This window comes from Nocardia sp. NBC_00881 (assembly GCF_045207455.1).
GTDB lineage: Bacteria > Actinomycetota > Actinomycetes > Mycobacteriales > Mycobacteriaceae > Nocardia.
In genome coordinates this window covers 6,302,934-6,324,110 of sequence record NZ_CP108798.1, presented here as the reverse complement: position 1 = coordinate 6,324,110, position 21,177 = coordinate 6,302,934, and the positions used below count along the sequence as shown (strand labels likewise).

The 21,177-nt window shown below is 65.9% G+C and carries 24 protein-coding genes and 1 tRNA gene; 9 read left to right on the top strand and 16 right to left on the bottom strand.

Annotation, left to right across the window (positions count from 1 at the left end):
* The first annotated feature begins 6 nt into the window (after nt 1-6).
* Nucleotides 7-432 carry an HIT family protein gene (locus tag OH799_RS27355; protein WP_357262957.1) on the top strand — a complete coding sequence of 142 codons (426 nt, stop codon included), beginning with the start codon at nt 7-9 and terminating at the stop codon, nt 430-432.
* 64 nt (nt 433-496) lie between these two features.
* On the opposite strand, the gene OH799_RS27350 is transcribed toward OH799_RS27355, so the two are convergent.
* The 4 genes from OH799_RS27350 to OH799_RS27335 all read right to left on the bottom strand — a co-directional run bounded on the left by OH799_RS27350 (nt 497) and on the right by OH799_RS27335 (nt 4,163).
* On the bottom strand, nt 497-2,218 hold the full coding sequence (locus OH799_RS27350; RefSeq protein ID WP_406269718.1) for a glycoside hydrolase domain-containing protein: 1,722 nt from the start codon (nt 2,216-2,218) through the stop codon (nt 497-499).
* A gap of 242 nt (nt 2,219-2,460) precedes the next feature.
* Nucleotides 2,461-3,300, bottom strand: a complete 840-nt coding sequence (locus OH799_RS27345; protein WP_406269715.1) for a helix-turn-helix domain-containing protein — start codon at nt 3,298-3,300, stop codon at nt 2,461-2,463.
* A gap of 3 nt (nt 3,301-3,303) precedes the next feature.
* Nucleotides 3,304-3,846 carry a DUF6879 family protein gene (locus OH799_RS27340; protein WP_406269712.1) on the bottom strand — a complete coding sequence of 181 codons (543 nt, stop codon included), beginning with the start codon at nt 3,844-3,846 and terminating at the stop codon, nt 3,304-3,306.
* A 2-nt stretch (nt 3,847-3,848) separates the two neighbouring features.
* Nucleotides 3,849-4,163, bottom strand: a complete 315-nt coding sequence (locus tag OH799_RS27335; protein WP_406269709.1) for a hypothetical protein — start codon at nt 4,161-4,163, stop codon at nt 3,849-3,851.
* A gap of 248 nt (nt 4,164-4,411) precedes the next feature.
* Between OH799_RS27335 and OH799_RS27330 the strand changes: the two genes are divergently transcribed.
* The 4 genes from OH799_RS27330 to OH799_RS27315 are packed head-to-tail and all read left to right on the top strand — an operon-like array spanning nt 4,412 to nt 5,285.
* A complete protein-coding gene (locus tag OH799_RS27330) occupies nt 4,412-4,663 on the top strand; it encodes a hypothetical protein (RefSeq protein ID WP_406269706.1) in 252 nt (83 codons plus the stop codon).
* Nucleotides 4,660-4,854, top strand: a complete 195-nt coding sequence (locus tag OH799_RS27325) for a hypothetical protein (RefSeq protein ID WP_406269703.1) — start codon at nt 4,660-4,662, stop codon at nt 4,852-4,854. Before OH799_RS27330 ends, OH799_RS27325 begins: the two co-directional genes overlap by 4 nt.
* On the top strand, nt 4,844-5,050 hold the full coding sequence (locus OH799_RS27320; protein WP_406269700.1) for a hypothetical protein: 207 nt from the start codon (nt 4,844-4,846) through the stop codon (nt 5,048-5,050). The genes OH799_RS27325 and OH799_RS27320 overlap by 11 nt, the downstream gene beginning before the upstream one ends.
* Entirely contained in the window at nt 5,037-5,285 is a 249-nt protein-coding gene (locus tag OH799_RS27315) for a helix-turn-helix domain-containing protein (protein ID WP_406269697.1), read from the top strand. Before OH799_RS27320 ends, OH799_RS27315 begins: the two co-directional genes overlap by 14 nt.
* 403 nt (nt 5,286-5,688) lie before the next feature.
* Here OH799_RS27315 and OH799_RS27310 read toward each other — a convergent pair.
* From OH799_RS27310 to OH799_RS27300, 3 genes are all read right to left on the bottom strand, one after another.
* Nucleotides 5,689-5,760: transfer RNA gene (locus tag OH799_RS27310), tRNA-Thr, on the bottom strand.
* Between the two features lie 114 nt (nt 5,761-5,874).
* Nucleotides 5,875-6,117, bottom strand: a complete 243-nt coding sequence (locus OH799_RS27305; protein ID WP_011207082.1) for an MbtH family protein — start codon at nt 6,115-6,117, stop codon at nt 5,875-5,877.
* A gap of 164 nt (nt 6,118-6,281) precedes the next feature.
* On the bottom strand, nt 6,282-7,115 hold the full coding sequence (locus OH799_RS27300; RefSeq protein WP_406269694.1) for an alpha/beta fold hydrolase: 834 nt from the start codon (nt 7,113-7,115) through the stop codon (nt 6,282-6,284).
* Between the two features lie 188 nt (nt 7,116-7,303).
* On the opposite strand from OH799_RS27300, the gene OH799_RS27295 reads away from it, so the two are divergent.
* From OH799_RS27295 to OH799_RS27280, 4 genes are all read left to right on the top strand, one after another.
* Nucleotides 7,304-7,474 carry a hypothetical protein gene (locus tag OH799_RS27295; protein ID WP_327112106.1) on the top strand — a complete coding sequence of 57 codons (171 nt, stop codon included), beginning with the start codon at nt 7,304-7,306 and terminating at the stop codon, nt 7,472-7,474.
* 82 nt (nt 7,475-7,556) lie between these two features.
* Nucleotides 7,557-9,113 (top strand): trehalose-6-phosphate synthase, encoded by a 1,557-nt coding sequence (locus OH799_RS27290; protein ID WP_406282652.1) that lies wholly within the window; start codon nt 7,557-7,559, stop codon nt 9,111-9,113.
* A 67-nt stretch (nt 9,114-9,180) separates the two neighbouring features.
* A complete protein-coding gene (locus OH799_RS27285) occupies nt 9,181-9,912 on the top strand; it encodes a response regulator transcription factor (RefSeq protein WP_406269691.1) in 732 nt (243 codons plus the stop codon).
* A gap of 78 nt (nt 9,913-9,990) precedes the next feature.
* A complete protein-coding gene (locus tag OH799_RS27280) occupies nt 9,991-11,430 on the top strand; it encodes a sensor histidine kinase (protein WP_406282649.1) in 1,440 nt (479 codons plus the stop codon).
* Here OH799_RS27280 and OH799_RS27275 read toward each other — a convergent pair.
* The 9 genes from OH799_RS27275 to OH799_RS27235 all read right to left on the bottom strand — a co-directional run bounded on the left by OH799_RS27275 (nt 11,417) and on the right by OH799_RS27235 (nt 21,175).
* Nucleotides 11,417-11,914, bottom strand: a complete 498-nt coding sequence (locus tag OH799_RS27275) for a h domain protein (RefSeq protein WP_406269688.1) — start codon at nt 11,912-11,914, stop codon at nt 11,417-11,419. The genes OH799_RS27280 and OH799_RS27275 overlap by 14 nt on opposite strands.
* Before the next feature lie 144 nt (nt 11,915-12,058).
* Nucleotides 12,059-12,871 carry a hypothetical protein gene (locus OH799_RS27270; protein WP_406269685.1) on the bottom strand — a complete coding sequence of 271 codons (813 nt, stop codon included), beginning with the start codon at nt 12,869-12,871 and terminating at the stop codon, nt 12,059-12,061.
* Nucleotides 12,868-14,295 (bottom strand): MCE family protein, encoded by a 1,428-nt coding sequence (locus tag OH799_RS27265; protein WP_406269682.1) that lies wholly within the window; start codon nt 14,293-14,295, stop codon nt 12,868-12,870. Before OH799_RS27265 ends, OH799_RS27270 begins: the two co-directional genes overlap by 4 nt.
* Entirely contained in the window at nt 14,292-15,548 is a 1,257-nt protein-coding gene (locus tag OH799_RS27260; RefSeq protein WP_406269679.1) for an MCE family protein, read from the bottom strand. Before OH799_RS27260 ends, OH799_RS27265 begins: the two co-directional genes overlap by 4 nt.
* Nucleotides 15,545-16,807: a virulence factor Mce family protein gene (locus OH799_RS27255; protein WP_406282646.1), complete on the bottom strand. Its 1,263-nt coding sequence runs from the start codon at nt 16,805-16,807 to the stop codon at nt 15,545-15,547. The genes OH799_RS27260 and OH799_RS27255 overlap by 4 nt, the downstream gene beginning before the upstream one ends.
* Nucleotides 16,808-17,020: 213 nt before the next feature.
* The gene (locus OH799_RS27250) at nt 17,021-18,082 is read right to left on the bottom strand and encodes an MCE family protein (RefSeq protein ID WP_406269676.1); all 1,062 of its coding nucleotides are present in this window, start codon (nt 18,080-18,082) and stop codon (nt 17,021-17,023) included.
* Nucleotides 18,079-19,107, bottom strand: coding sequence for an MCE family protein (locus tag OH799_RS27245; protein WP_406269674.1), 1,029 nt, complete (start codon nt 19,105-19,107; stop codon nt 18,079-18,081). Before OH799_RS27245 ends, OH799_RS27250 begins: the two co-directional genes overlap by 4 nt.
* Nucleotides 19,104-20,318, bottom strand: a complete 1,215-nt coding sequence (locus tag OH799_RS27240; protein WP_406269671.1) for an MCE family protein — start codon at nt 20,316-20,318, stop codon at nt 19,104-19,106. Before OH799_RS27240 ends, OH799_RS27245 begins: the two co-directional genes overlap by 4 nt.
* Nucleotides 20,319-20,323: 5 nt before the next feature.
* Nucleotides 20,324-21,175, bottom strand: coding sequence for an MlaE family ABC transporter permease (locus OH799_RS27235; RefSeq protein WP_406269668.1), 852 nt, complete (start codon nt 21,173-21,175; stop codon nt 20,324-20,326).
* Nucleotides 21,176-21,177: the final 2 nt, after the last annotated feature.

Sequence of the window (21,177 nt, the reverse complement as noted above, 5' to 3'; positions counted from 1 at the left end):
CGGAGCATGGCTTCTGTCTTCAGCGCGATCATCGCCGGTCAGCTCCCGGGCCGATTCGTCTGGGAAGACGACGAATTCGTCGGCTTCCTCACCATCGCCCCGGTCACCGCGGGCCACACCCTCGTGGTGCCGCGCAAGGAAATCGACCAGTGGCAGGACGTCGACGCCGACACCTTCGCCCGGTTGACGGGCGTCGCCCAAAAGATCGGCCAGGCCGTGCGCGCGGCGTGGGACGCGCCGCGCGCAGGTCTGCTGATCGCCGGTCTGGAAGTACCGCACCTGCACGTCCACGTGTTCCCGGCCTTCACGATGGGTAACTTCGACATCTCCGGCGCCGACCCGAACCCGAGTCCCGAGTCCCTCGACGAGGCCCAGGCCAAGATCAAGCAGGCTTTGCGCGACCTGGGCCACGGCAACAACGTCCCCGACTGAACCCGGTACCGACCCGCGCGAGAGAACGGTCCGACCGCCGGCCGCGGTCGGACCGTTTTCTTCGTCAAGCCTGCACGTCGTGCAGCGGAGTATCAATTCCCCCGACCGAGACCGTCGCCAGCGTCTGGCTCGGGGTCCAGAAGATCCTGCCGTGCTGAAAATTCTGGTAAGTGCCGGTATCCCAAGGGATTTCGTCGCTTGTCGGCCATCCCAGCGGGCCGTTCTCGTAGCCGGAGCGATTCCACCGGTCGCGGATAGCGCCGTGCAACCAGAACGCGTGCTCGCTTGCCGCCTGGCGGTAGAGTGCTCCGCCTTGGAAATCCTGCACCTCGCCGAACGGCGCGCCGTCCGGCCCGTGCAGCACGGTTCGGTCAGTGACCGGATAGCCGAGCGGGCCGGTCTCCCAGCGCAATTCCTCGTATTTATCCCATAACGTTTCCGGGATGGCGTGGGCGCCGGTCGTGGGGTGCCAATAGATATGACCGTGCTCGAACTCCGCGAATCGGCCCACGCCGTCGGGGGTCGCGATTTCGCCGTCGGTGATCCGATTGCCCAACCAGGGATTCGCGGCGGCGCAATCGTTGATCGCGTTCGGCTCCGACCCGCCCGATCCGCCAGAGGCAAAGCTCCGCACATCGTCGGCGAATACATCCCACGGAAAATTCGGTCCGACATCCGTGTGCGTGCCGATCCCAAGACACTCCGTCACATACTTGTGATCGGAGATCCCCGCACGCTCCTCGTAGGGCGGCTGGATGACATACGTGTCGAAACCGTATTTGCGGGCGTCCTGCACCGCGAGCCACGCCGCGATCCGAATGTCATCGCGAATGGACAGCCAGACATCGCGGCTCCACGCGACGCGACTTCCGGCGAAGCAGAGATTGATCGTATACGGGTTCGCGTCCAGCACAGACCAGCTCGCCAAGTCTGTGTCGACGACATCGACGACCACTCGATCACGGAGGGTGTAGTGGTAACTCACTCCGTTACTGGGGTTGTTGAGGTAGTTCGCCAGGCTTTCCGCAGTCCCGTTACCCTCCTGCGTGTGCAGCAGGAAATTCTTGATCCGCGCACCGTGACGACTGGAAGCCGAGTTACCCATCCGATCGATTTCGACGTAATCCGGCTTGTTCGCGCTTCCCCCTTGATTCGGATCCGGCGTGACCGCTTTCGACCACTGGCCGTAGTCGTCGGCGAGGACCTTGTTGACGTCCACCACGACGCCGGCGACCTGGTCGCGGTCGATGCGGATCTGGTGGATGTGCGCGGAGGGATGGTCCCCGTTGATCGAGGCATCACCGGACCAGTTGTGTTGCCAGAACCACGTGGCGACGCCGTCCTCGAGCGCCCACTCGATGCAGCGCGCGTTGCCGTACATGCCGGTCCACTCCAAGCCGACCACCGATGCCCAGCCACGCAGGAACGGCGCTATCTGCGAATTCCACTCTTGCAGGGAGGGATTCGAGTCGACGGGCGCATACAGGGGCCGGAAACCCGGCCCCCCGGCAGCGAAATGGTAGTCGAGCGCGATTCGGGCGTGATGTACGCCCGCGTCGTATCCGCCTTTCCAGTCCGACGTATCGCCCTTGCCGTACTGATAATTGGTCACCACCTCGAGTCCGATGGCGCGCAGCCGGTCGCAGTAGTCGCGGGTCAGCGGCTTCGCGCCGAAGTTCGTACCAGGCCTGGAGTCGGAGAAATAGCCGATGACCCCCACGTATCCGGCGTCCTTGATCGCCTGTGGGTCGATCAGCGCGGCAGAGAAATCGATCAACTCAGTCATCACACACCCCCGTGTTCGAGTCCGCGTGCCCATCTGGAACGACGCGGTATATTCGTTCACCTCAGCAACTTCCAGCTGAGGAAAACCTCGACATAAATAGATTCGGCACGGTGGGTGAAAAGGATGCCGCCATATGGTTTTTGTGGCCGATCCGGTGTTCGCTTGTTACCTCGCGGGACTTTTGACCGGTTATGACTGGACCCCGACGAGTTGCCAATCGCTGGGATTGTCGACAGCTTTGGCTATAGCTGACTGCGGCGGCGGTTGAGAGCGGCAGCGATCCGGGTGCGCGCCTGGTCACCGTATGCGGCCTGCCGGTGCAGCGCAGCCCACGCCTTCTCGTAGTACGCGAGCTCGGCGGGCGTTGTGACCGACAGCTCTGCGCTGGTCGTTTCCACCATCGCCAGTCGCCGGTCGTACAGAACGAAACACGTGGTGGTGTAGATGAAGTCCGCATCCTGCGGCACCACTCCGAGCGACAGCCGCGGCGACCCGATCATCGCCTCCAAGTGCTCGAGCTGGCCCACCATCGCCGCGTCGTCGCCGACCGTCGTGTGCAGCGCTTGCTCTCCGAGTAAGATCGAAATTCGATGCCGACCACGGTGCAGGACGCGCTGGCGACGCATACGAGCAGCCACCGCCGCCTCGACATCATCGGTAGTGCCGAGAAACCGAATGCATTGCCCCAAGATCGCGCGGGCGTAGTCCTCGATCTGTAGTAGCCCCGGAATTATGCTCGGCTCCCAGTTTCGGATGGATCGGGCTGCCGCCTCGATCTCGACGCTGCGCTGTTGCCGCCGAGCGTGACCTCCCGCAGTGATCCGTTTCCATTCCGACCACATGGATTCGAGGTTGGTGAGGGTGGCGAGCAGGTCGGGCAACGCAAGGCTCGAGTCCGTGAGATCACACCATGCGACGAGGTCGTCTTGGGACGGCGCTTGCTTGCCGGTCTCGATCTTGGACACCTTCGCTGGTACCCACCCGGCACGGCGTGCCATCTCGACACCAGTGAATCCGGCCGACTTCCGCAATTCACGCAGCCGGATACCCAGGGCCATCCGCGCCTGCTCGACACCACTCATCCTCTAACCGATCGTCTCCGGCACGTAGTCACTGTGCCGGACGGCCTTGACCCACAATCGATCGCGGACACCGATCGCCCTGACGACCTCGACAGGGTCACGCGTAACCGCGAACCCGACGAAATCGCCTGCCGAGTCGAACAGCGTCCAGGCGAGTATGTCATCGTCGAGTAGCCACCATTCGTCGGTGGTGTACTCCGCAGGGTCGACGGTGTGCCGCGGCAGCCAGCGAATGTCTTCGCCGTATTGCTCGTTCCTGCCGCTGATTGCGTGAAGGAATCGAATGTAGTCGGTCAGCGGTTCGGTAACCACTCGGATGCGTTGTACCGCAACGCCCCTGGCTGTCGTCTCCGCAACCAGATCTTCCCATTGCCGCCAACTCGTCGGGTAGTTGTCTGGATCGACCGGCGGCTGTCCGGCGAGGAACCTGCGCATCGGTTCATCCTCATCACTCACCGCGTGATCGTCGGCGACCTCGAGGTGCACTGCACGAGAGTTCGCCATAGCGAGCAACTTGCTCGACTCGTCGTTGGGCAGGAACAGCATGGTCACCTCCTCGCGGTCTCGGCGACCGGCACCTCGATGCAGGTCTCGTGGGACGGTACCCGCAACTGTTCCAACGCCTTCGGATCGGTCACCACTGGGCCCGCCAGTGTGAACCAACCACTACCGGTGTCGGTCAACTGCACTCCCAGATGGGTATCCGGTTGCAGCCACGTCAGCAGCACGTGCGGGATCTCGACGTGATCCGGACGGCCCGGAACCTTGTAGCCCTGGACGAGGTAGACGCCCCTGTCGTCATCAACCCACAGCCGAGGCGATCCGCCGTTACCGGATGGTCCGCCGAGCAGTTGCAGCTTCATTGCTTGCCCCCATTCTCAATGTTCGATCGTAATAGCAATCATTGCAGCTCAACGCGCATATTTCTATACCATCGAGAAATTTAGAGAAAAATTATTGAGTGATGACTCACGTCGTACGTAGCGTCGGATCCGGCCCGGCGCCAGGTCGACAGATACCCAGACATCGTTTGCTCGTCCCGCCAGATGAGCTGCCCTTCCGTGGCGCCGGGTGCCGTCCAACTCCAGAACACACCCGGGGGTACAACCCAATGCCCACAGCTCTGTTGATCGCCTTCGCCGTCGCAGCCGCCTTCTACGGCACGATCTGGTTCTTTGATCGCCCCGTGAGAAGCACTGAGACATGCCATCCCGCACCCGATGTCCCGTACACCACGGAGGACGCACATCTGGTGTGGCAGGCGCGGATCGGCTGCGACACCGAGAGTTGCGCCGACAAAGCCGCCGCACTCGATGTCCTCATCGAAGCCAAACTCGTCAAGCCGTGGCGGGCCATCCGATGATCACCCTCGCCGACGCCGAGCAGTGGCGCCACTTCCACCGCAACTGCTTCGCTGAGGGCGCATTCCGGTCGCTGGACCAGGCCCAGTTCGTCCTCAACGTCCACTCCGGTCACGGCCCAGACAGCCTGCAATACCTGGCGGCGGCCGCCTACATCTTCGGCTCCGGGGACGGAGCAGACCATGGCGAATGACAACGAGCCCATCGGCATCAGACAGAGCTTCATCGACGGCACATTGTCGATCATCGGCGCCGATAGCTGGCCGTACAGCCCCGAGGAAGCTGCCGAGCTCCTCGCGGACATCAGCGGCGGCCAGTCACTGGAGCTGCTCCAACAGGTTTCCGACGCTCTGCGCGCGCTGGCGAGGAAGGCAGATGGCGCTCAGTAGATCGCAGGCGATGGTGCTCGGCGCTCTGGCCCAGGGCCGGCCACTGACGACGCAGGAACTGAGCATCAGGACCGGTCTCGCGCAGACGACCGCGCGAGCCGCCGCGGCATCCCTCGCTCACGACGGATGGGCATCCGGCACCGACGGGGTCCCCACCTACTGGCAGATCACCGACCATGGCAGCCGCCTCGCCGCGACACGCCCTTACCGCGAGTACCGGACCGCCAATGCGTGACCGCGAAGGTCGACAGCACCCAATAGAACGTCCCGGCGACAGTCGGGATTTCCGACGTCATCGAGCAGTCGTAGAGCGCGAGACGCAACCGGATATCCCGCAAGGGCTGCGGTCAAGTGATGTGGGGCGTGTGCCCGAGGGTGTGTGAATCCCCCGGCCCCTTCACCTTCGTTTCAGGGAGCGCCTCGCGCCGGTATCGAGCCTTTGAAATGTAATTGTGACAAAGATCGCGTCAATACCCCTGGCAAGCCCAGGCAGTCCATAGACGGCGGCCGACGGTCAAACGCGCAGGTCGACCGCCGTTTTTAACAGAAATCCTTGTCAGGATCGAACTGACGACCGCTCGCTGACAACAACGGCACGACCTGGACCACTCAGCTCAGCCACGCAACGGCCGGAAAAGAGCCCCCTGTCAGGATTGAACTGACGACCGCTCGCTTACAAGGCGAGTGCTCTACCACTGAGCTAAGGAGGCGGGAAAAGCGGTTGTCATCATAGCCGGGCGCGCCGACTACGTGACACCGGGTTTCCGATGTCACGTAGTCGGCGGTCGATCAGATCGTCCCGACGCAGTATCGATTACCGCGTGTCAGGACTGGGCGCCCTGGCGGGCCGCGTCGTCCGCGGCCATTGCGTCGCGCAGACTCTTCGGACGCATGTCGGTCCAGTTCTTCTCGACGTACTCGACACAGGCGGCGCGGCTGTCCTCACCGAACACGACTCGCCATCCCGCCGGAACCTCGGCGAAGGCCGGCCACAAGGAATGCTGTTCCTCGTCGTTGACCAGGACGAAGAAGCGGCCGTCTTCGTCATCGAAGGGGTTGGTGCTCAATTTCACCTCACTGGATACTGGCGCTATGTACGGGATCGCTCCGGGTTCACACGGCGCTGGGGCGAACCGCAAGCGCCGAGATACCCCGTGCGTTGTTTCGACCCTAGCAAGGCACACGTTACGCCAGAGCGATTACCTCCTCAGTACCCTCGCCAAACTCGCAATCAGCTCGCAAAGAAGTCGAGCAGGATCTTGTTGACCGCTTCCGGCCGTTCCAGATATCCGAAATGTCCAGCATCCGGGACTTCCTGGTACCGCGCGCCCGGGATGACCTCGGCGATCTCCCTGGACAGGTATGGCGGGATCATCCGGTCGTCAGCAAACCCGACCGACAGGCAGGGCACCCGGATCGCCCGGTAAGCCTGCACACGGTCGAAATCGTGGTCCATCCTGCGCTGGGCCCGGATGCCCGGCGTCACCGGTCCGCCGGTGAACTCGAACAGGTCGAGCCAGTCGCGAGCGGCGTTCGGCTCTGCCATGGTCGCGGGCGACAGGTTCATCACCGCGTTGACCGCTGCCTCGTACTTAGGCGGCAGTTTCACCCCACTGGTGTCCAGTTCGTGTTCGCCGAGCGACAGCGTCTTCTGGAACTGGTCGAGTCGCCCGTGACCCGCCATGAATACCGCCTTGCGCACCAGATCTGGGCGGGCCAGGGCCAGCTCCTGCGCTACCCGCGCGCCCATCGAGGTGCCGACGACAAGCGCGGGCCCCTCGGCGAGGAATTCGATGAGGGCGGCGGTGTCGGCGACCAGTTCGTCGACGGTCATGCCGGAGGCGGCCTCGAAGGACGGCGCGATCCCGCGGTTATCGAACGTGCACACCCGGTAACCGGCCGCGACCAGCGCGGGAACCTGGTGCAGCTCCCACACCCGCCCCGGGCTTCCGGTGCCCATGATCATGACCACGAGCGGCGCGGAGCCCTTGACGTCGGCGCCTCTGGCGCGATCACCCTTGACCTGGTAATTGAGCGAAATTCCGTTCACCGTGGCCAGCGGCATGTCGACCCTTTCGTGGAGTTGGTGCTGCGGTTCCCACGGTATAGGGACGGGACAGGTCGGCGCACCAGCCGGGGTGCGGTCGACGTGGCGCGGGTGCGCCGCGGAACTCCGGGGCGGACGGAGGTCCGAACGTCGCATACCATTGACTATTCGCACGTACGAGGGTACTGAGCCGGGAGGACTTGAAGATGGCCGCGAAAGGCAGCGCGAACGACATCGCGGACGACGATCTGGAACCGCTCGCCGACGAGACAGCACGGCAGGCACAGCGGGTGGTCGCGGCCTACGCCGAGGATGCCGATGAGTGCCGAATGCTGTTGTCTATGTTGGGTATTGGACCGAGCGTCCGGAGCGAATAACCTCTTTTTCGACGCCAACGGCGACGTCGACTGCACAACTCCAGCGGGATATAGCAACGCGAAGGATGCGTGAGTGGACCAGATGAACCCGTCCGACGACTCCGAGCACGCCAGAGATATTTCCCCTGCTGAGACCGCGGCAGCGAGCGACGGTCCGTACGAATCGGGCTCCGGTTTCGTCGTCGTCGCCAATCGGCTCCCCGTCGACCTCGAACGCCTGCCCGACGGGACCACCCGATGGAAGCGCAGCCCAGGCGGTCTGGTGACCGCGTTGGAACCGGTATTGCGCAACAACAAGGGCGCCTGGGTCGGCTGGGCCGGAGTCCCCGACGTCGACGTCGAGCCGATCATCGAGGACGGCCTCGAACTGCATCCGGTCCCGCTGTCTGCACTGGAGGTCGGTGACTACTACGAGGGCTTCTCCAACGGCACGCTGTGGCCGCTCTACCACGACGTGATCGTGCGTCCGGTCTACGACCGCAACTGGTGGGCCGCCTACGTCACGGTGAACCGGCGGTTCGCCGAGGCCACCGCGAAGGTCGCCGCCGAGGGCGCGACGGTATGGGTGCAGGATTACCAACTGCAGCTGGTGCCCAAGATGCTTCGCATGCTGCGCCCCGATCTGACTATCGGGTTCTTCCTGCACATCCCGTTCCCGCCAGTCGAGCTGTTCATGCAGATGCCGTGGCGGACCGAGATCGTCGAGGGCCTGCTCGGCGCCGACCTGATCGGGTTCCACCTGCCCGGCGGCGCGCAGAACTTCCTCTATCTGGCCCGCAGGCTGGCTGGCCAGCCGACCTCGCGCGGTTCGATCGGTGTGCGATCCAAGCTCGGTGTCGTGCAGGTGGGATTCCGCACGGTCCGGGTGGGTGCGTTCCCGATTTCGATCGCCTCGGCCGAACTCGATGAGCACTCCCGACGCAGGTCGGTGCGCGAGCGCGCCGCCAAGATCCGCGCCGAGCTGGGCAATCCGAAGAACATCCTGCTCGGCGTCGACCGGCTGGACTACACCAAGGGCATCGATATCCGGCTCAATGCGCTCGAGGAGCTGCTTGTCGACGGCCGGGTCGATCCGGCCGAGACCGTGATGGTCCAGCTGGCCACCCCGAGCCGCGAGCGCGTCGAGAGCTACATCCAGATGCGCGGCGACATCGAACGTCAGGTCGGCCGGATCAACGGCGAGTTCGCCAGGGTCGGCTATCCGGTGGTGCACTACCTGCACCGGCCGATCCCGCGCGACGAGCTCATCGCGTTCTTCCTGGCCGCCGATGTCATGCTGGTGACGCCCCTGCGCGACGGCATGAACCTGGTCGCCAAGGAGTACGTCGCCTGTCACAGCGGGCTCAACGGCGCCCTGGTGTTGAGCGAATTCACCGGCGCGTCAGCCGAATTGCGCCAGTCGTATCTGTGCAACCCCCACGATCTGGACAGCGTGAAGGACGCCATCGTCTCCGCGCTGGAGGACGACAGGGACACCAAGCGCAGGCGAATGCGCTCGCTGCGCCGTCAGGTGCTCGCCCACGACGTCGACCGCTGGGCACGGGCATTCCTCGACGCGTTGGCGCAGGATCAGGTCGCGGGTAGCGCGCTGCTGACCGACGACGACATCTACCCGGAATCGCGCACGCCGTCGCGCTGATGGCGTTCACAGGAACCGCCCAGCTTTCGTCCAGGAACTTCGCAGCAGCGTCCTGGACCATGAAGCAATGACTGGTGCGCCTGCGGAACGAACACCCGAGGCACGGGTGCTGGTGGTGGACGACGAGCCGATGATCGTCGAGCTGCTCGCCGTGAGCCTGCGCTATCAGGGCTTCGAAGTGGACACCGCGGCCGACGGCGCACAGGCGCTGGACAGGGCGCGCACCTTCCGGCCACAGGCGCTCATCGTGGACGTGATGATGCCGGGTATGGATGGCTTCGGTCTACTGCGCAGGCTGCGCGCCGACGGCATCGACGCGCCCGTGCTGTTTCTCACCGCGCGCGACGACGTGCAGGACAAGATCACCGGCCTCACCCTTGGGGCGGACGACTACGTCACCAAGCCGTTCAGCCTCGAAGAGGTGGTGGCCCGGCTGCGCGTCATCCTGCGCCGCGCGGGCCACGCCGCACCGCAGCGGGAGAGTTCGCGCATCCGCTTCGAGGACATCGAACTCGACGACGACACCCATGAAGTGTGGAAGGCGGGGGAGCCGGTGGCGCTGTCCCCCACCGAGTTCACGCTGCTGCGCTATTTCATGGTCAACGCGGGCACGGTGCTGAGCAAGCCACGCATCCTGGACCACGTGTGGCGCTACGACTTCGGCGGCGAGGTCGGCGTCGTGGAAACTTATGTCTCCTACCTGCGCAAAAAGGTCGACACCAGCGACACTCGCCTGATCCACACCCTGCGCGGCGTCGGTTACGTCATGCGCGCACCCACTCGCCGGGTTGGGCGTTAGGTGAGCCCGGGTCGGCTCGCGACAGCCCGCACGAAAGCGGCCGGCGCCCTCTCCGCGATCCCGCTGCGGGTGACACTGATGGTGCTGCTTGTCCTCACGGCGGGCCTCGGCCTGCTCATCTCCGGCATGGTGGTCACCTCCGGCCTGGAGCAGCAGCTGACCAACCGCACCGACCAGCAGCTGCGCGAGGGCGCCGGCGAGTGGTCCCGCCGAGAGCGGGTACCGCCGCCGCCGGTGCTGCCGCCTGACCCGCGCCATGCGCCGAGCCAGTTCTACGTTCGCGTACAGATCGTCGACGGGCGGTCGTTCTCCATCAAAGCCTTCGGCGTCGACGCCGAACCCGCCCTGCCGGGTACGCCACGATCCGGCCCCTTCACCACCGGCTCCGCGAACGGCGGACCGATCGAGTGGCGCGTGCTGACGGTGCGCACACCACGCGCGACGACCACCGTGGCATTGCCACTCACCCAGAACACCGACACGGTGCACCGGCTGCTGATGCTGCAGCTGATCGTCGGTCTTATCGTGCTCGCCGCGCTGGCGGTGATCGCGTACTTCGTGGTCCGGCGCAGCCTGCGCCCGCTGCGCCGGGTCGAGAACATCGCCGCCGCGATCGCACAGGGTGACCTGCATCGCCGGGTTCCGGTGCGCGGCAAGAACACCGAGGTCGACCGGCTGTCGCGTTCGCTGAACGGCATGCTGGCGCAGATCCAGCGTGCGTTCACCGCGACCGCGGCGTCCGAGGACGCCGCACGGCGGTCCGAGGAGCGTATGCGTCAGTTCGTCGCGGATGCCAGTCACGAGTTGCGCACCCCGCTCACGACGATCCGCGGCTTCGCCGAGCTGTACCGCCAGGGCGCCACCACCGATCCGGGGAAGATCATGGAACGCATCGAGCGCGAGTCCCAGCGGATGGGCGTTCTGGTCGAAGACCTGCTGATGCTGGCGCGACTGGACGCACAGCGTCCGTTGGAACTGGGACCGGTCGACCTGCTTGCCGTCGCCAGCGATGCCGTGCACAACGTACGGGCGGTGGTCGCGGCCGCGCATACCGACGGACCGATGCGCACCATCGAGCTGAAAGTTCAACCGGGCGAGGGGACGTTGGAGGTCATCGGCGACGAGGCACGGCTGCGCCAGGTTCTGACCAACCTTCTGAACAACGCCGTCACACACACCGCGCCAGACGCTGCGGTGCAGGTACTGCTGACATCCGACGCCGACCACGTCGTGCTCGACGTGGCGGACAGCGGCCCCGGACTGCCGGCCGAGGAGGCGGAGCGGATCTTCGAGCGCTTCTACCGCACCGACACCTCACGCGCCCGCAGCAGCGGCGGCACCGGGTTGGGTCTGTCCATCGTGCAGGCCCTGGTGACCGCACACGGCGGCACAGTCGCCGTGCGAAGCACACCGGAGGAGGGTACGACGTTCACCGTCCGGCTGCCCCGCCGAACGCTGCCGAGTTCGGACCAGCCGAATCGAACCGGCCGCCGGTTCTCGACAATCAGACCGGCGTGACCGCCTCGACCAACCAGCGGGAGTCCGTTTTCGCCAACGTGACACGGACGCGACTGCCGGTGGTGGTGCCCTGCGGGGTGTCCTTGCTCGTCGTGACCTGGTTGAGGAACAGTAGAATTTCGGCGTGGGTGCGGTCGGCCGAGATGACGCCACTCGCCTGGGTGGTCGCGGTGACCGTGAGCTGCTTCTCCTTGGCGCCCGGTGCGATCTGCTTGTCGATCAACGTCAGGTAGTCGTCGCGGAAGCTACCACCGAGGTTGTCCGCCGACTTCCTCAGCTCGGTGTCGACTGTCTGCGGGTTGTAGGTGAACATCGCCTCGACGGTGCGCCCGGCCGTCGCGACCGCATCCTCGCGCGACTGCTCGGCCTGCCGGTCGTCCCAGTAGCGGTAGCCGTTCACGCCGCCGATGACCGCCGCCGCGGCGACCGCCACGCCGACGATGGCGAGCAGAATCTTGCCTCGAATTCCGTTCTGACCGCTCATGCTGTGCCCTCTCTGGCATGAGCGGAGCCCTCCGTGGTCACGCTCCGCTGCCTCCTCCGGGCCTGACCGCTCATGCTGTGCCCTCTCTGGCATGAGCGGAGCCCTCCGTGGTCACGCTCCGCTGCCTCCTCCGGGCCTGACCGCTCATGCCACGAACTCCACATCGGACACGCTCAGGCCGGCGTCGCCGCGGGTGACGGTCACTCGGAACCGGTAATACCTGGTCTGCGGCTCGGCTTGGCCCGCGTTGGTCAGTGTCTGTTTGGCGGCGACCAGGACGCGCGCGGAGCGGTCGTCGTCGCTCTCCAGCGCGGCCGCCACGATCTCACCATTGGAGACCACCTTGGCCTGCTGCACGATGCTGGTGAACGGGTCGACCCGTCCGTCGAACTCGGTTTTGAACTCGCCCGAGGCCAGCGACAGGATCCGATCGATGTCCTGCTTGGCCGAATCGGCGCGGATTGTGGTGAGGTTGACGACCGCCTGCCGGGCGGTCTGCACATATTCGTCGCGGTGCGCGTCGCGTTGCTCCGCCGAACGCACCGCGAACACCGATAGGGTCGCACCGCACACCAGCGCCAGGACCAGCAGCGCTGCGGCGCCCAGTGCGAGAAGCTGCGGGACGCGGCGGCCGCTGTTCTCCTTCTCGTCGGCGGGCGCGGCAGCGGCTTCGGCTTTCGCGAGAACGCCCGATTCCTGGTCGGCCGGCGTGTCGGCGGCTGAGGCGACCGCGTCCGGCTCCGTCACGGCGTCCGCGTCGTCAACGGAAGCCGGCCCGCTGTCCGCGGCGGGGCCGGATGTTCCGGCGCCGAGAACCGCGGCGCGGGCCGAGACGACCTCCGTAGCCGAGGTCTTGACATCTGTGGTGGTCGAGGTCTCGTTCCCCTCGACCGGAGGTCCGGCCGAGCGCACCGCACGTCGCCGCGTGCGGTGACCATCTCCGTTGATATCACTCATCGTTGCTGCTCCTCGAGCATCGCCTGCCAGCTCGACGGTACCGTGCCCGAACCGTCCGGTCCGATATCGCCCTGTCGGTACGTGCGCCCGTCGCTGCCGATGTAGACGCCGGTGTCCGGGTCGTACGCTCTCGCGGCGGCCGGTGTGCCGGCGCCGTAACTCGCGGGTGCGACACCCGCGGGTTCCCGCGCGAGCGGCGCGGCCGCGGGCGCGACCGGCTGCGGCGGGCCGATCGGCGGGTTGTTGCCCACCGGAACGTACCCGGTCCGGCACAACTCCGGCGTCGGGGCGCGTACACCGGGGACCTCCGCGCACGGCGTGTTGCGGATACCCCGCACGGCCTCGGGCGCGTCGTGCGGAACCTTGCAGTACAGGTTGGGGGGCGTGTCCACGGTGTCCAGTTCGCTGGGCGAGCGGCGCTGGTCCGGCGGGAGGAAGCCGGTGGTGCAGGCGGGAGGGTCGTTGACAACGGTCATGAAGTCGACCAGGGCACCGTACTCGAGCGGACCGCGGACCGCCGTGAGCAGCGCCGCGACCAGCGGCGGATAGACGACCAGGATCTGTTCCAGTCCGGCGTGATAGGTCACGGCAACCTGGCCGACGCTGACCAGGTTGGCCAGCACCAGCGGCAGGGTCGGCTTCAGGTCGTTGAACAGCGAACTCACCTGCTGCATCGCGGCGGGGCCTTTGCGCAGCACACCGCGCAGCGCGGGGTCGTGGCCGCGTAGCTGATCGGTCACGGTCGCCAGATCGGCGGTCCAGGAACGGATCGCGGCATCCGATCGGGTCTGGGTGTCCAGCAGCGGCCCGATCTGGTCGATCAGCTGCTTCGTCGGCTCCGCGTTGTTCTGCGCCTCCTGCACCAGCAACGCCGCGGAATCAATGAACCGCTGCAGATCGGGGCCCGCACCGTTGAACGCGAGGAACGCCTCGTCGATGACCTGTCGCAGGCGGGTGTCGGCGACGCTGGACAGCAGCCGGTCCGACTGGTCGAGCAGCGCCCCGACATCCTGCGGCAGCTTGGTGCGCTGCACCGGGATCACGCTGCCGTCATGCAGGTTGCCGTCCGTGCGGTGCTCGGCGGGCACCAGGTCGACGTACTGCTCGCCGACCGCCGACACGCTGCGCACCCACGCGTCGACGTCCGAGGGGATTTTGTAGTCGCTCGCAATCGACAGCTTCGCGTCGACCCCTGCGGGAGTGAGCCGAACCTCCTTCACCTGACCGACATTCGTGCCGCGGTAGGAGACGTTGGCCGTCGGGTAGAGACCGCCGGTCGCAGCCAGTTGGACCGTCACCTCGTAGCGCCCGATGCCGAACATCGCAGGCAGCTTGACATACGTCCCACCCATCACCACCAGGCCGATCACCGTCAGTACCGAGAAGATGATCAGCTGGGTGCGGACAAATCGAGTAAGCGTCACTGTCCCGGACTCCCTTGCGGCGCAGCATTGCCCGGCATGGGCACGGTCAGCCCAGGAATGGCGGGCAGGCCGGGGATCGGAGGAAGGCCGGGAATGGTCGGCGTCGGCTGCTGGCTCGCGGCGGGCGGGGGCGCCTGCAGCGGCCCGGTCGCCGGGTCACCGTTCTGGGCTGCCGTACCCGGCGCGAAGCTGCCGAGCGCGCCCTCGACGCCACCGAAGCGCCCACCCAGCGGTGTCCCGGTGAGGAAGTTCGAGTCCAGCCGCCTGCCCGTGATGTCCACCGTCATGAACAGATTCAGGTAGTCGCCCTTGATCGCGTGATCGAGGTTCTTCATCGGGAAGGGGAAGGTGAGCAGGATCTTCAGCGCCTCGGTGAGGTTGTTGCCCGTGTCGGCCAGCGATTGCAACACCGGCCATAGGCTGCGCAAGTTGGCCTTCAGATCATTGCCGCCCGCATCGATGATCCGCTGGGTGACATCGCTCAGCTCACCGAGCGCGGTGATCGCCCGTGTGATGTTCGCCCTGCGATCGGCCACCACGGTCAACGCGGGATGGATCTGCTCGATGGCGGCCGCAACCACGTCGCGCTGCTGGGCCAGCTGACCACCGAGCCGGTCGAGTCCGCTCATCGCGGCGATGATGTCCCCGGTCTGGTGGTCCAGGTTCGTGGTCAGTTCGTTCAGTTGCGGTAACAGGTCCCGGATCGCGTCCTCCCGGCCGGTGAACGCGGAATTGAGTTCCCGGGTAATGGTTTCCAGCTGGGACACGCCGCCGCCGTTGAGCACCACCGACAGCGAGGACAGCACCTGCTCGGTGGTCGGGAAGGCGCCGGCCCGCGCCAGCGGGATGACATCGCCGGGGCGCAGCCGGCCTTCGGCGGTCTGGTCGGTCGGCGCGGCCAGCTCGACATGGTTGGAGCCGAGCAAGCTGGTCTGCCCGATCTTGGCGACCGCGTTGGCGGGCAGCTGCACGTCCGGGTTCAGCGTGACGGTGACCAGCGCGTGCCAGTCCTCCACCTCGATCTTCGAGACCGTGCCGACCGTCACATCATGCACCCGCACCGGCGAATTCCTGGTCAGCGTGGTCACGTTCGGCATCTGGATGCGCACCTGGTAGGAGCCGGGCGCGGTGCCCTCGGTGCCGGGCATCGGCAGCGAGTTCAGCCCGTCCCACTGGCAGCCGGAAACCCCGAGTACCACCGCGAGCCCCACCGCGAGGGTGGCGGTCCGGCGCATTCGCCGCGTCGGCATCATCGCCCTCCTCCCGGAATGGCCAGTCCGGCAATGCCGTTCGGCACACTCACCGGCGCGGGTTGTGGCCGCGGCGGCGTTTCGCTCGCCACCCGCCCGGCCAGGCTGGGATCGGAATACACCAGCTGGTTCGGGAACGCGGTGACGCCGCTGGCCGGGTTCGCCATAATCGGCACGTAATTCATGGCAAGGGTGTTGAGGACCGGCGCAAGATACTGTGCGCAGAGATCGGCGCTGCGTTCGGAGTCGTTGGTCTCCAGCGCGCGCACCGACCCGCAGAGGAAGCTGAGCGGGTCGGCGAAGTTGGTCGGCGCGATGGCGCCGGTCAGGGTTCCCTGAGCGGGCTTGTAGATCTGGTAGAAGTTCACCAGTGCGGTCGGGCCGGAATGCAGCACCCGTTCCAGCTCAGGTCGCTTGTCTACCAGCACCTGGGTGGCATCGGCCAGCCGTTGCACACCCTCGGTGAGCTCGGTGCCGTTGCCCTCGATGAACCGGCGCACATCGACCACCGCCGCGTCCAGATTGTCCAGTCCGGCGCCGAGATCCGACGAGACATCGGCCAGCACCGAGGACACCGACGCGAGTCTGCCGCCGAACTGCACAATCTGCTCGTTGCTCGCCGCGAGCACGTCGACGAACTTCTGCAAGTTGCGGATTGTGCCGAACAGGTCGGTTCGTCTGTCCGACAACGTGTTCAGCGTGGCCGACAACTCATGCAATGTGTCGCGGAACTTCTGGCCGTTGCCGTCGAGATTGTCGGCGGCAGTGTTGATGAAGCGACCGAACGAGCCCTGCGCGTCGTCACCGACCGGGCCGAGCGTGGTCGCCAGCTTGGACAATTCCGCCTTGATGTCGTCCCATTCGACGGGCACAGCGGTGTGCTCGATCGGAATCTCGCTGCCGTCCTTCATCTTCGGCCCACCGGTATAGGCCGGCGCGAGCTGGATGAACCGCGCCGAGACCAGCGAAGGCGAGATGATCACGGCCCGCGCGTCGGCGGGGATGTCGATGCCGCGGTCGAGCGTCATCGCCACCTTCACCCGGTCGCTGCCCGGCTCGATCGAGTCGATCCTCCCGACCCGCACACCCAGCACGCGCACGTCGTCGCCCTGGTACAGGCCGGAGGTGGACGGGAAATAAGCCGTGATGCCGGTGGTTCCGATCCGGGTGATGCCGTTCCACGCACCCACCGCCACAAGGGCGGCGACCAGCACGCCCGCCATTACAAGCACCGAGCGGGGCAGTTTCCGTACTGCGCTCATGACCGAGCGATGCTCGGCTGTGCCTGTTGTTCGCTCGCTGCGCTCGCTCATGACTCCACCTCGCTGGCGCTCGGCTCCGCCATGACCGAGCGATGCTCGGCTGTGCCTGTTGTTCGCTCGCTGCGCTCGCTCATGACTCCACCTCGCTGGCGCTCGGCTCCGCCATGACCGAGCGATGCTCGGCTGTGCCTGTTGTTCGCTCGCTGCGCTCGCTCATCGCGGCGGCTCCTGGGTCGCGGGTTCGATCGACGGGAACGGCTCCAGGTAGCTGCGCAGGTCGTCGGGCAGGTGCTGCGGCCACAGCAGGGCGTCCACCATCGGCTGCAGCAACTTGCTGCTCGCATTGACCACGTACGCCTGGAAGTAGGGGCCGCTGCCGACCTGCTCGCCGAGGGCGGCCGCGAACGGACCGAGCCCGACGAGCGCGTCGGCGAGGTTCTGCTTGTTCTTCTGCAACAGGGCAAGTACCGAATTCAGCTTGTCCAGCGCTGGTTTCAGCTGCGCCTCATTGTCGGCGACCAGACCGGACAGCTGCTGGGCCAGGCCGTTCACGTAGACGATGAGCTGGCCGAGCGCGGTGCGGCGCCGATCCAGCTCACCGAGCAGCTCGTTGCCGTCCAGCAGGAGCGCGTTGATCTGGTTGCCTCGGTCGGCGAGGATCTTCGTGACGCTCTGCGCCCGCTTCAGCAGGTCTGACAGCGCCTCGTCGCGCGCGTTGATGCTGCGCGAGAGCGCGGTGACGCCATCCAACGCCGACCGGAGCGGGGCGGGGGTGTCGGCGAAGGTCGCCGAGAGCGCGTCGAGGGTCTGGTCGACCTTCTCCATGTCCAGGCCATGCACCGTGCCCGCCAGATCGCCCAGCGCCTCGTTGAGCGAGTACGGCGATGTCGTGCGGTCCAACGGAATCGTGTCGTCGGTACGCAGCGCCCGGGAGCCGGACGGCGTGACCTCCAGCGACTTGCTCCCGAGCACCGTGTTGGTCTTGATCGCCGCCGACGTCTTCTCCCCCAGCACGATCGATTCGTCCAAGGTGAACCGGACAAGCACTTTCGCTCCGTCCAGGCCGACCTTGTCCACCCGGCCGGAGCGCACGCCGGCGACCTGGACCGGGTCGCCGGGCACCAGGCCGCCGGCGTCGGCGAAGTACGCGGTGAACGTCGCACCGGACCGGATGAACGGCAGCCGGTCGAATTGCAGTGCCGACAACGCCACCGCCACCGCCAGCACGAGGCCGACGATGCCGAGGGTGATGGCGGTTGATCGCTGCTCGTTCATCGGTTCTCGGCACACCTTCCGGTCGTCTGCGCGGCGGGCATGTTGATCTTCATGGTCTTCCCGTCCGGGCCGTCCACCAGGAAATTCGTCCCGCAGACGTAGAGCTGGAGGAAAGAGCCATAGGAACCGATCCTGATCAGCTGCCGGTAGGTCGAGGGAAGCCGGTCCAGCACCCACTGGACGGTGTCGGAGCCCGCGTCGAGGTTGGTGGCGAGGCGGCCGGTCTGCTCGATGGTGTCCTTCAGGTCCGGGCGGGCCTGGCCGAGCAGGCCGGTGAGGTCGCCGGTAGCTCCGGCGATGCGCGGAATCGCGTCGCCGATCTGGTCTTTGTCGGCGGCCAATCCGCTGATCAGCCGTTGCAGTTCGGCGAGTGTGGTGGCGAACTGGTCGCCGCGCTGATCGATGGTCTGCAACACGGTGTTCAGGTTGTCGATCACGCTGCCGATCAGCGCGTCCCGGTCGGCCAGGGTCTTGGCGAACGAACCACCGCTGTTCAGCAGGGATACCAGCGTGCCACCCTGGCCCTGGAAGATCTGCAACAGCGCGTTGGTCAGGTCGTTCACCTGGCCGGGATCGAGGCCGCGCAGCAGTGGCTTGAACCCACCGAGCAGCATGTCCAGATCCAATGCCGGCGCGGTCTGCTCCGTGCCGATGGTGCCGCCCTTCTGCAACACATAATTGGAGCCGGGGCCATCGAGCAGTTCCATATACCGGTCGCCGACCAGATTTTCGTACTTGATCGCCGCGCGCGTACTGGTGAGCAGTTCGTATTTGCGGTCGACGGCGAACTCGACGTGCGCGAGATAGTCTTTGCCGACCTTCACCGAGGTGACCGAGCCGACCGGAACGCCCGCGATGCGCACCTTCGCGCCGGGCAGCATCCCGGAGGAACTGGTGAACACGGCGTGATAGCTGTTCTCCCTGGCGAAGCGCATCTGGCTGAACACGACGGCCAAGCCGGCGAAGACCAGCGTCATCACCAGGGTGAAGATTGCCAGCTTGACGGTCGTCGCGGTGTTTTTCACGGTCGCGGCACCCCCGGCAGTCCGGCGAACAGGATCTGGAAGATCTTGGGCGGGTTGACAGTCAATGTCGTCGACGGCGTGTACACGTGACCTTCCGAAGTGTCTGTGACGACATAGTCGGCGTGGCTGCCCGGCTCGCGGTCCAGTATTCCCGCGCATTGCGGCCCGCCGGTCGCGTTCACCTTCGGCAAATCCTGTGCGTAGGTGTAGGGATCGGGGCCGTAGATGAAGCCCGCGTTCAGCGCGACGCCTTCCTGCAAACCGCCGAAGACCGCCTCGCCGAGCGGAAGCGCCTTACCGAGACCACCGATCAGGCAGAACAGCGCGGGCGCGTACTCCTGCAGCAATCCGGTGGTCGGGCGAAGCAGATCCAGCGCCGTGACGAGCTGGTTCTCGTTCTCGCGCAGTACCGAACCGGTGGTATCGGCCAGCCCGATGAGGTTCATCAGCACGTCGTCGAGGCTGCCCTGCTCCTCGACCAGGGTATTGCTGGTAACGGTAGCGTTGTCGAGGGTGCGTAACAGGTCGTTCGCCGTGTCCGCGTAGAGATTCGTTACGTCGCTGGTCTTCGCCAGGTCCTGTTGCAGCGTGGGCAGCGACGGGTTGATGTCGCGCAGGTAGGCGTCACTCTGGGCGAGCAGGTCGCCGAGCTTCTGCCCCCGGCCCTGTAACGCGGTACCCAGCGCGGACAGCGTCGCGTTCAGTTTCTGCGGCTCGATCTTGGCGAGCACGTCGGTCAGATGTTGGAACAGCGTGTTGAACTCGACGGTCACCTGCTGCGCCGTCACGGTCGCGCCCGGTTTCAGCGAGGAAGACGAAGGCTGCCCGGGAACAACGAAGTTGACGTACTTCGCGCCGAACACGGTGGTGGACCGGATGTCGACGCCCGCGTTCGACGGCACGAGCTTCAGCATTTCCGGATCGAGAGCCAGCGTCAGCTTTGCTCCGTCGGCGGTGTGATCGACGGCCGCGACGCGACCGATGTCGACACCGCGCACCTTCACCTTGGCGTCCGGGTCGAGGACCAGGCCGCTGCGCGGAGCGTCGACGGTCACGGTGGCCGTGGTGGTGAACCCGCCGACGAACATGGTCAGCGCGACGGCGACGAGCGCGACGAGCGCGAGCACCATCCCGGCTCCTGCCAGTTTCAGGCCGAGCCCGCCGCGCAGCGCCTTCTTCAGGCCGCTTTCTGCTTGCTTCGATTCCGCCATGTCGCTTATCCGGAGAGATGGAAGTTGCCGGAGGTGCCGTAGATGGCCAGCGAGATCAGCAGGGTCACCGTGACTACCGCGACCAATGAGGTCCGCACCGCGTTGCCCACCGCGATGCCCACACCGACCGGACCGCCCGCGGCGTTGTAGCCGTAGTAGGTGTGGATCATCATCACAGCCAATGCCATGAAGATCGCCTGGGCGAATGACCAGAGGATGTCGCTCGGTATGAGGAAGGTGGAGAAGTAGTGGTCATAGACGCCCGCCGACTGCCCGTAGATCACCACGGTGGCGAATCGGCTCGCGAGGAACGACGCGATCACCGCGAGCGCGTAGAGCGGGACGATGGCGATCATCCCGGCCAGCACCCGGGTGGCGACGAGGTACGGCACCGGCCGGATCGCCATCGATTCCAGCGCGTCGATCTCCTCGGCCACCCGCATGGCGCCCAGCTGCGCGGTCGAACCCGCCCCGATGGTGGCGGCAAGACCGATGCCGGAGATGACCGGCGCCGCGATGCGAACGTTGATGAACGCCGCGAAGAAACCGGTGAGCGCCTCGACGCCGATGTTGCCGAGTGAGCTGTAACCCTGCACCGCGATGGTGCCGCCTGCGAACAGGGTGAGGAATCCGACGATCACCACCGTGCCGCCGATCACCGCCAGAGCGCCGGTGCCCATGCTGATCTCGGCGATCAGCCGGATCGTCTCGGTCCGGTAGTGCACCACCGCCCTCGGAATGGAACCGATCGTCTGGGCGTAGAACACGGCATGTTTGCCTACCGCATCGAGCGAGTCCGACATCCGGCGCATGCGTCGCACCGTCCGCGGGAAGCGGGATTCGAGCACGAAGGACATCG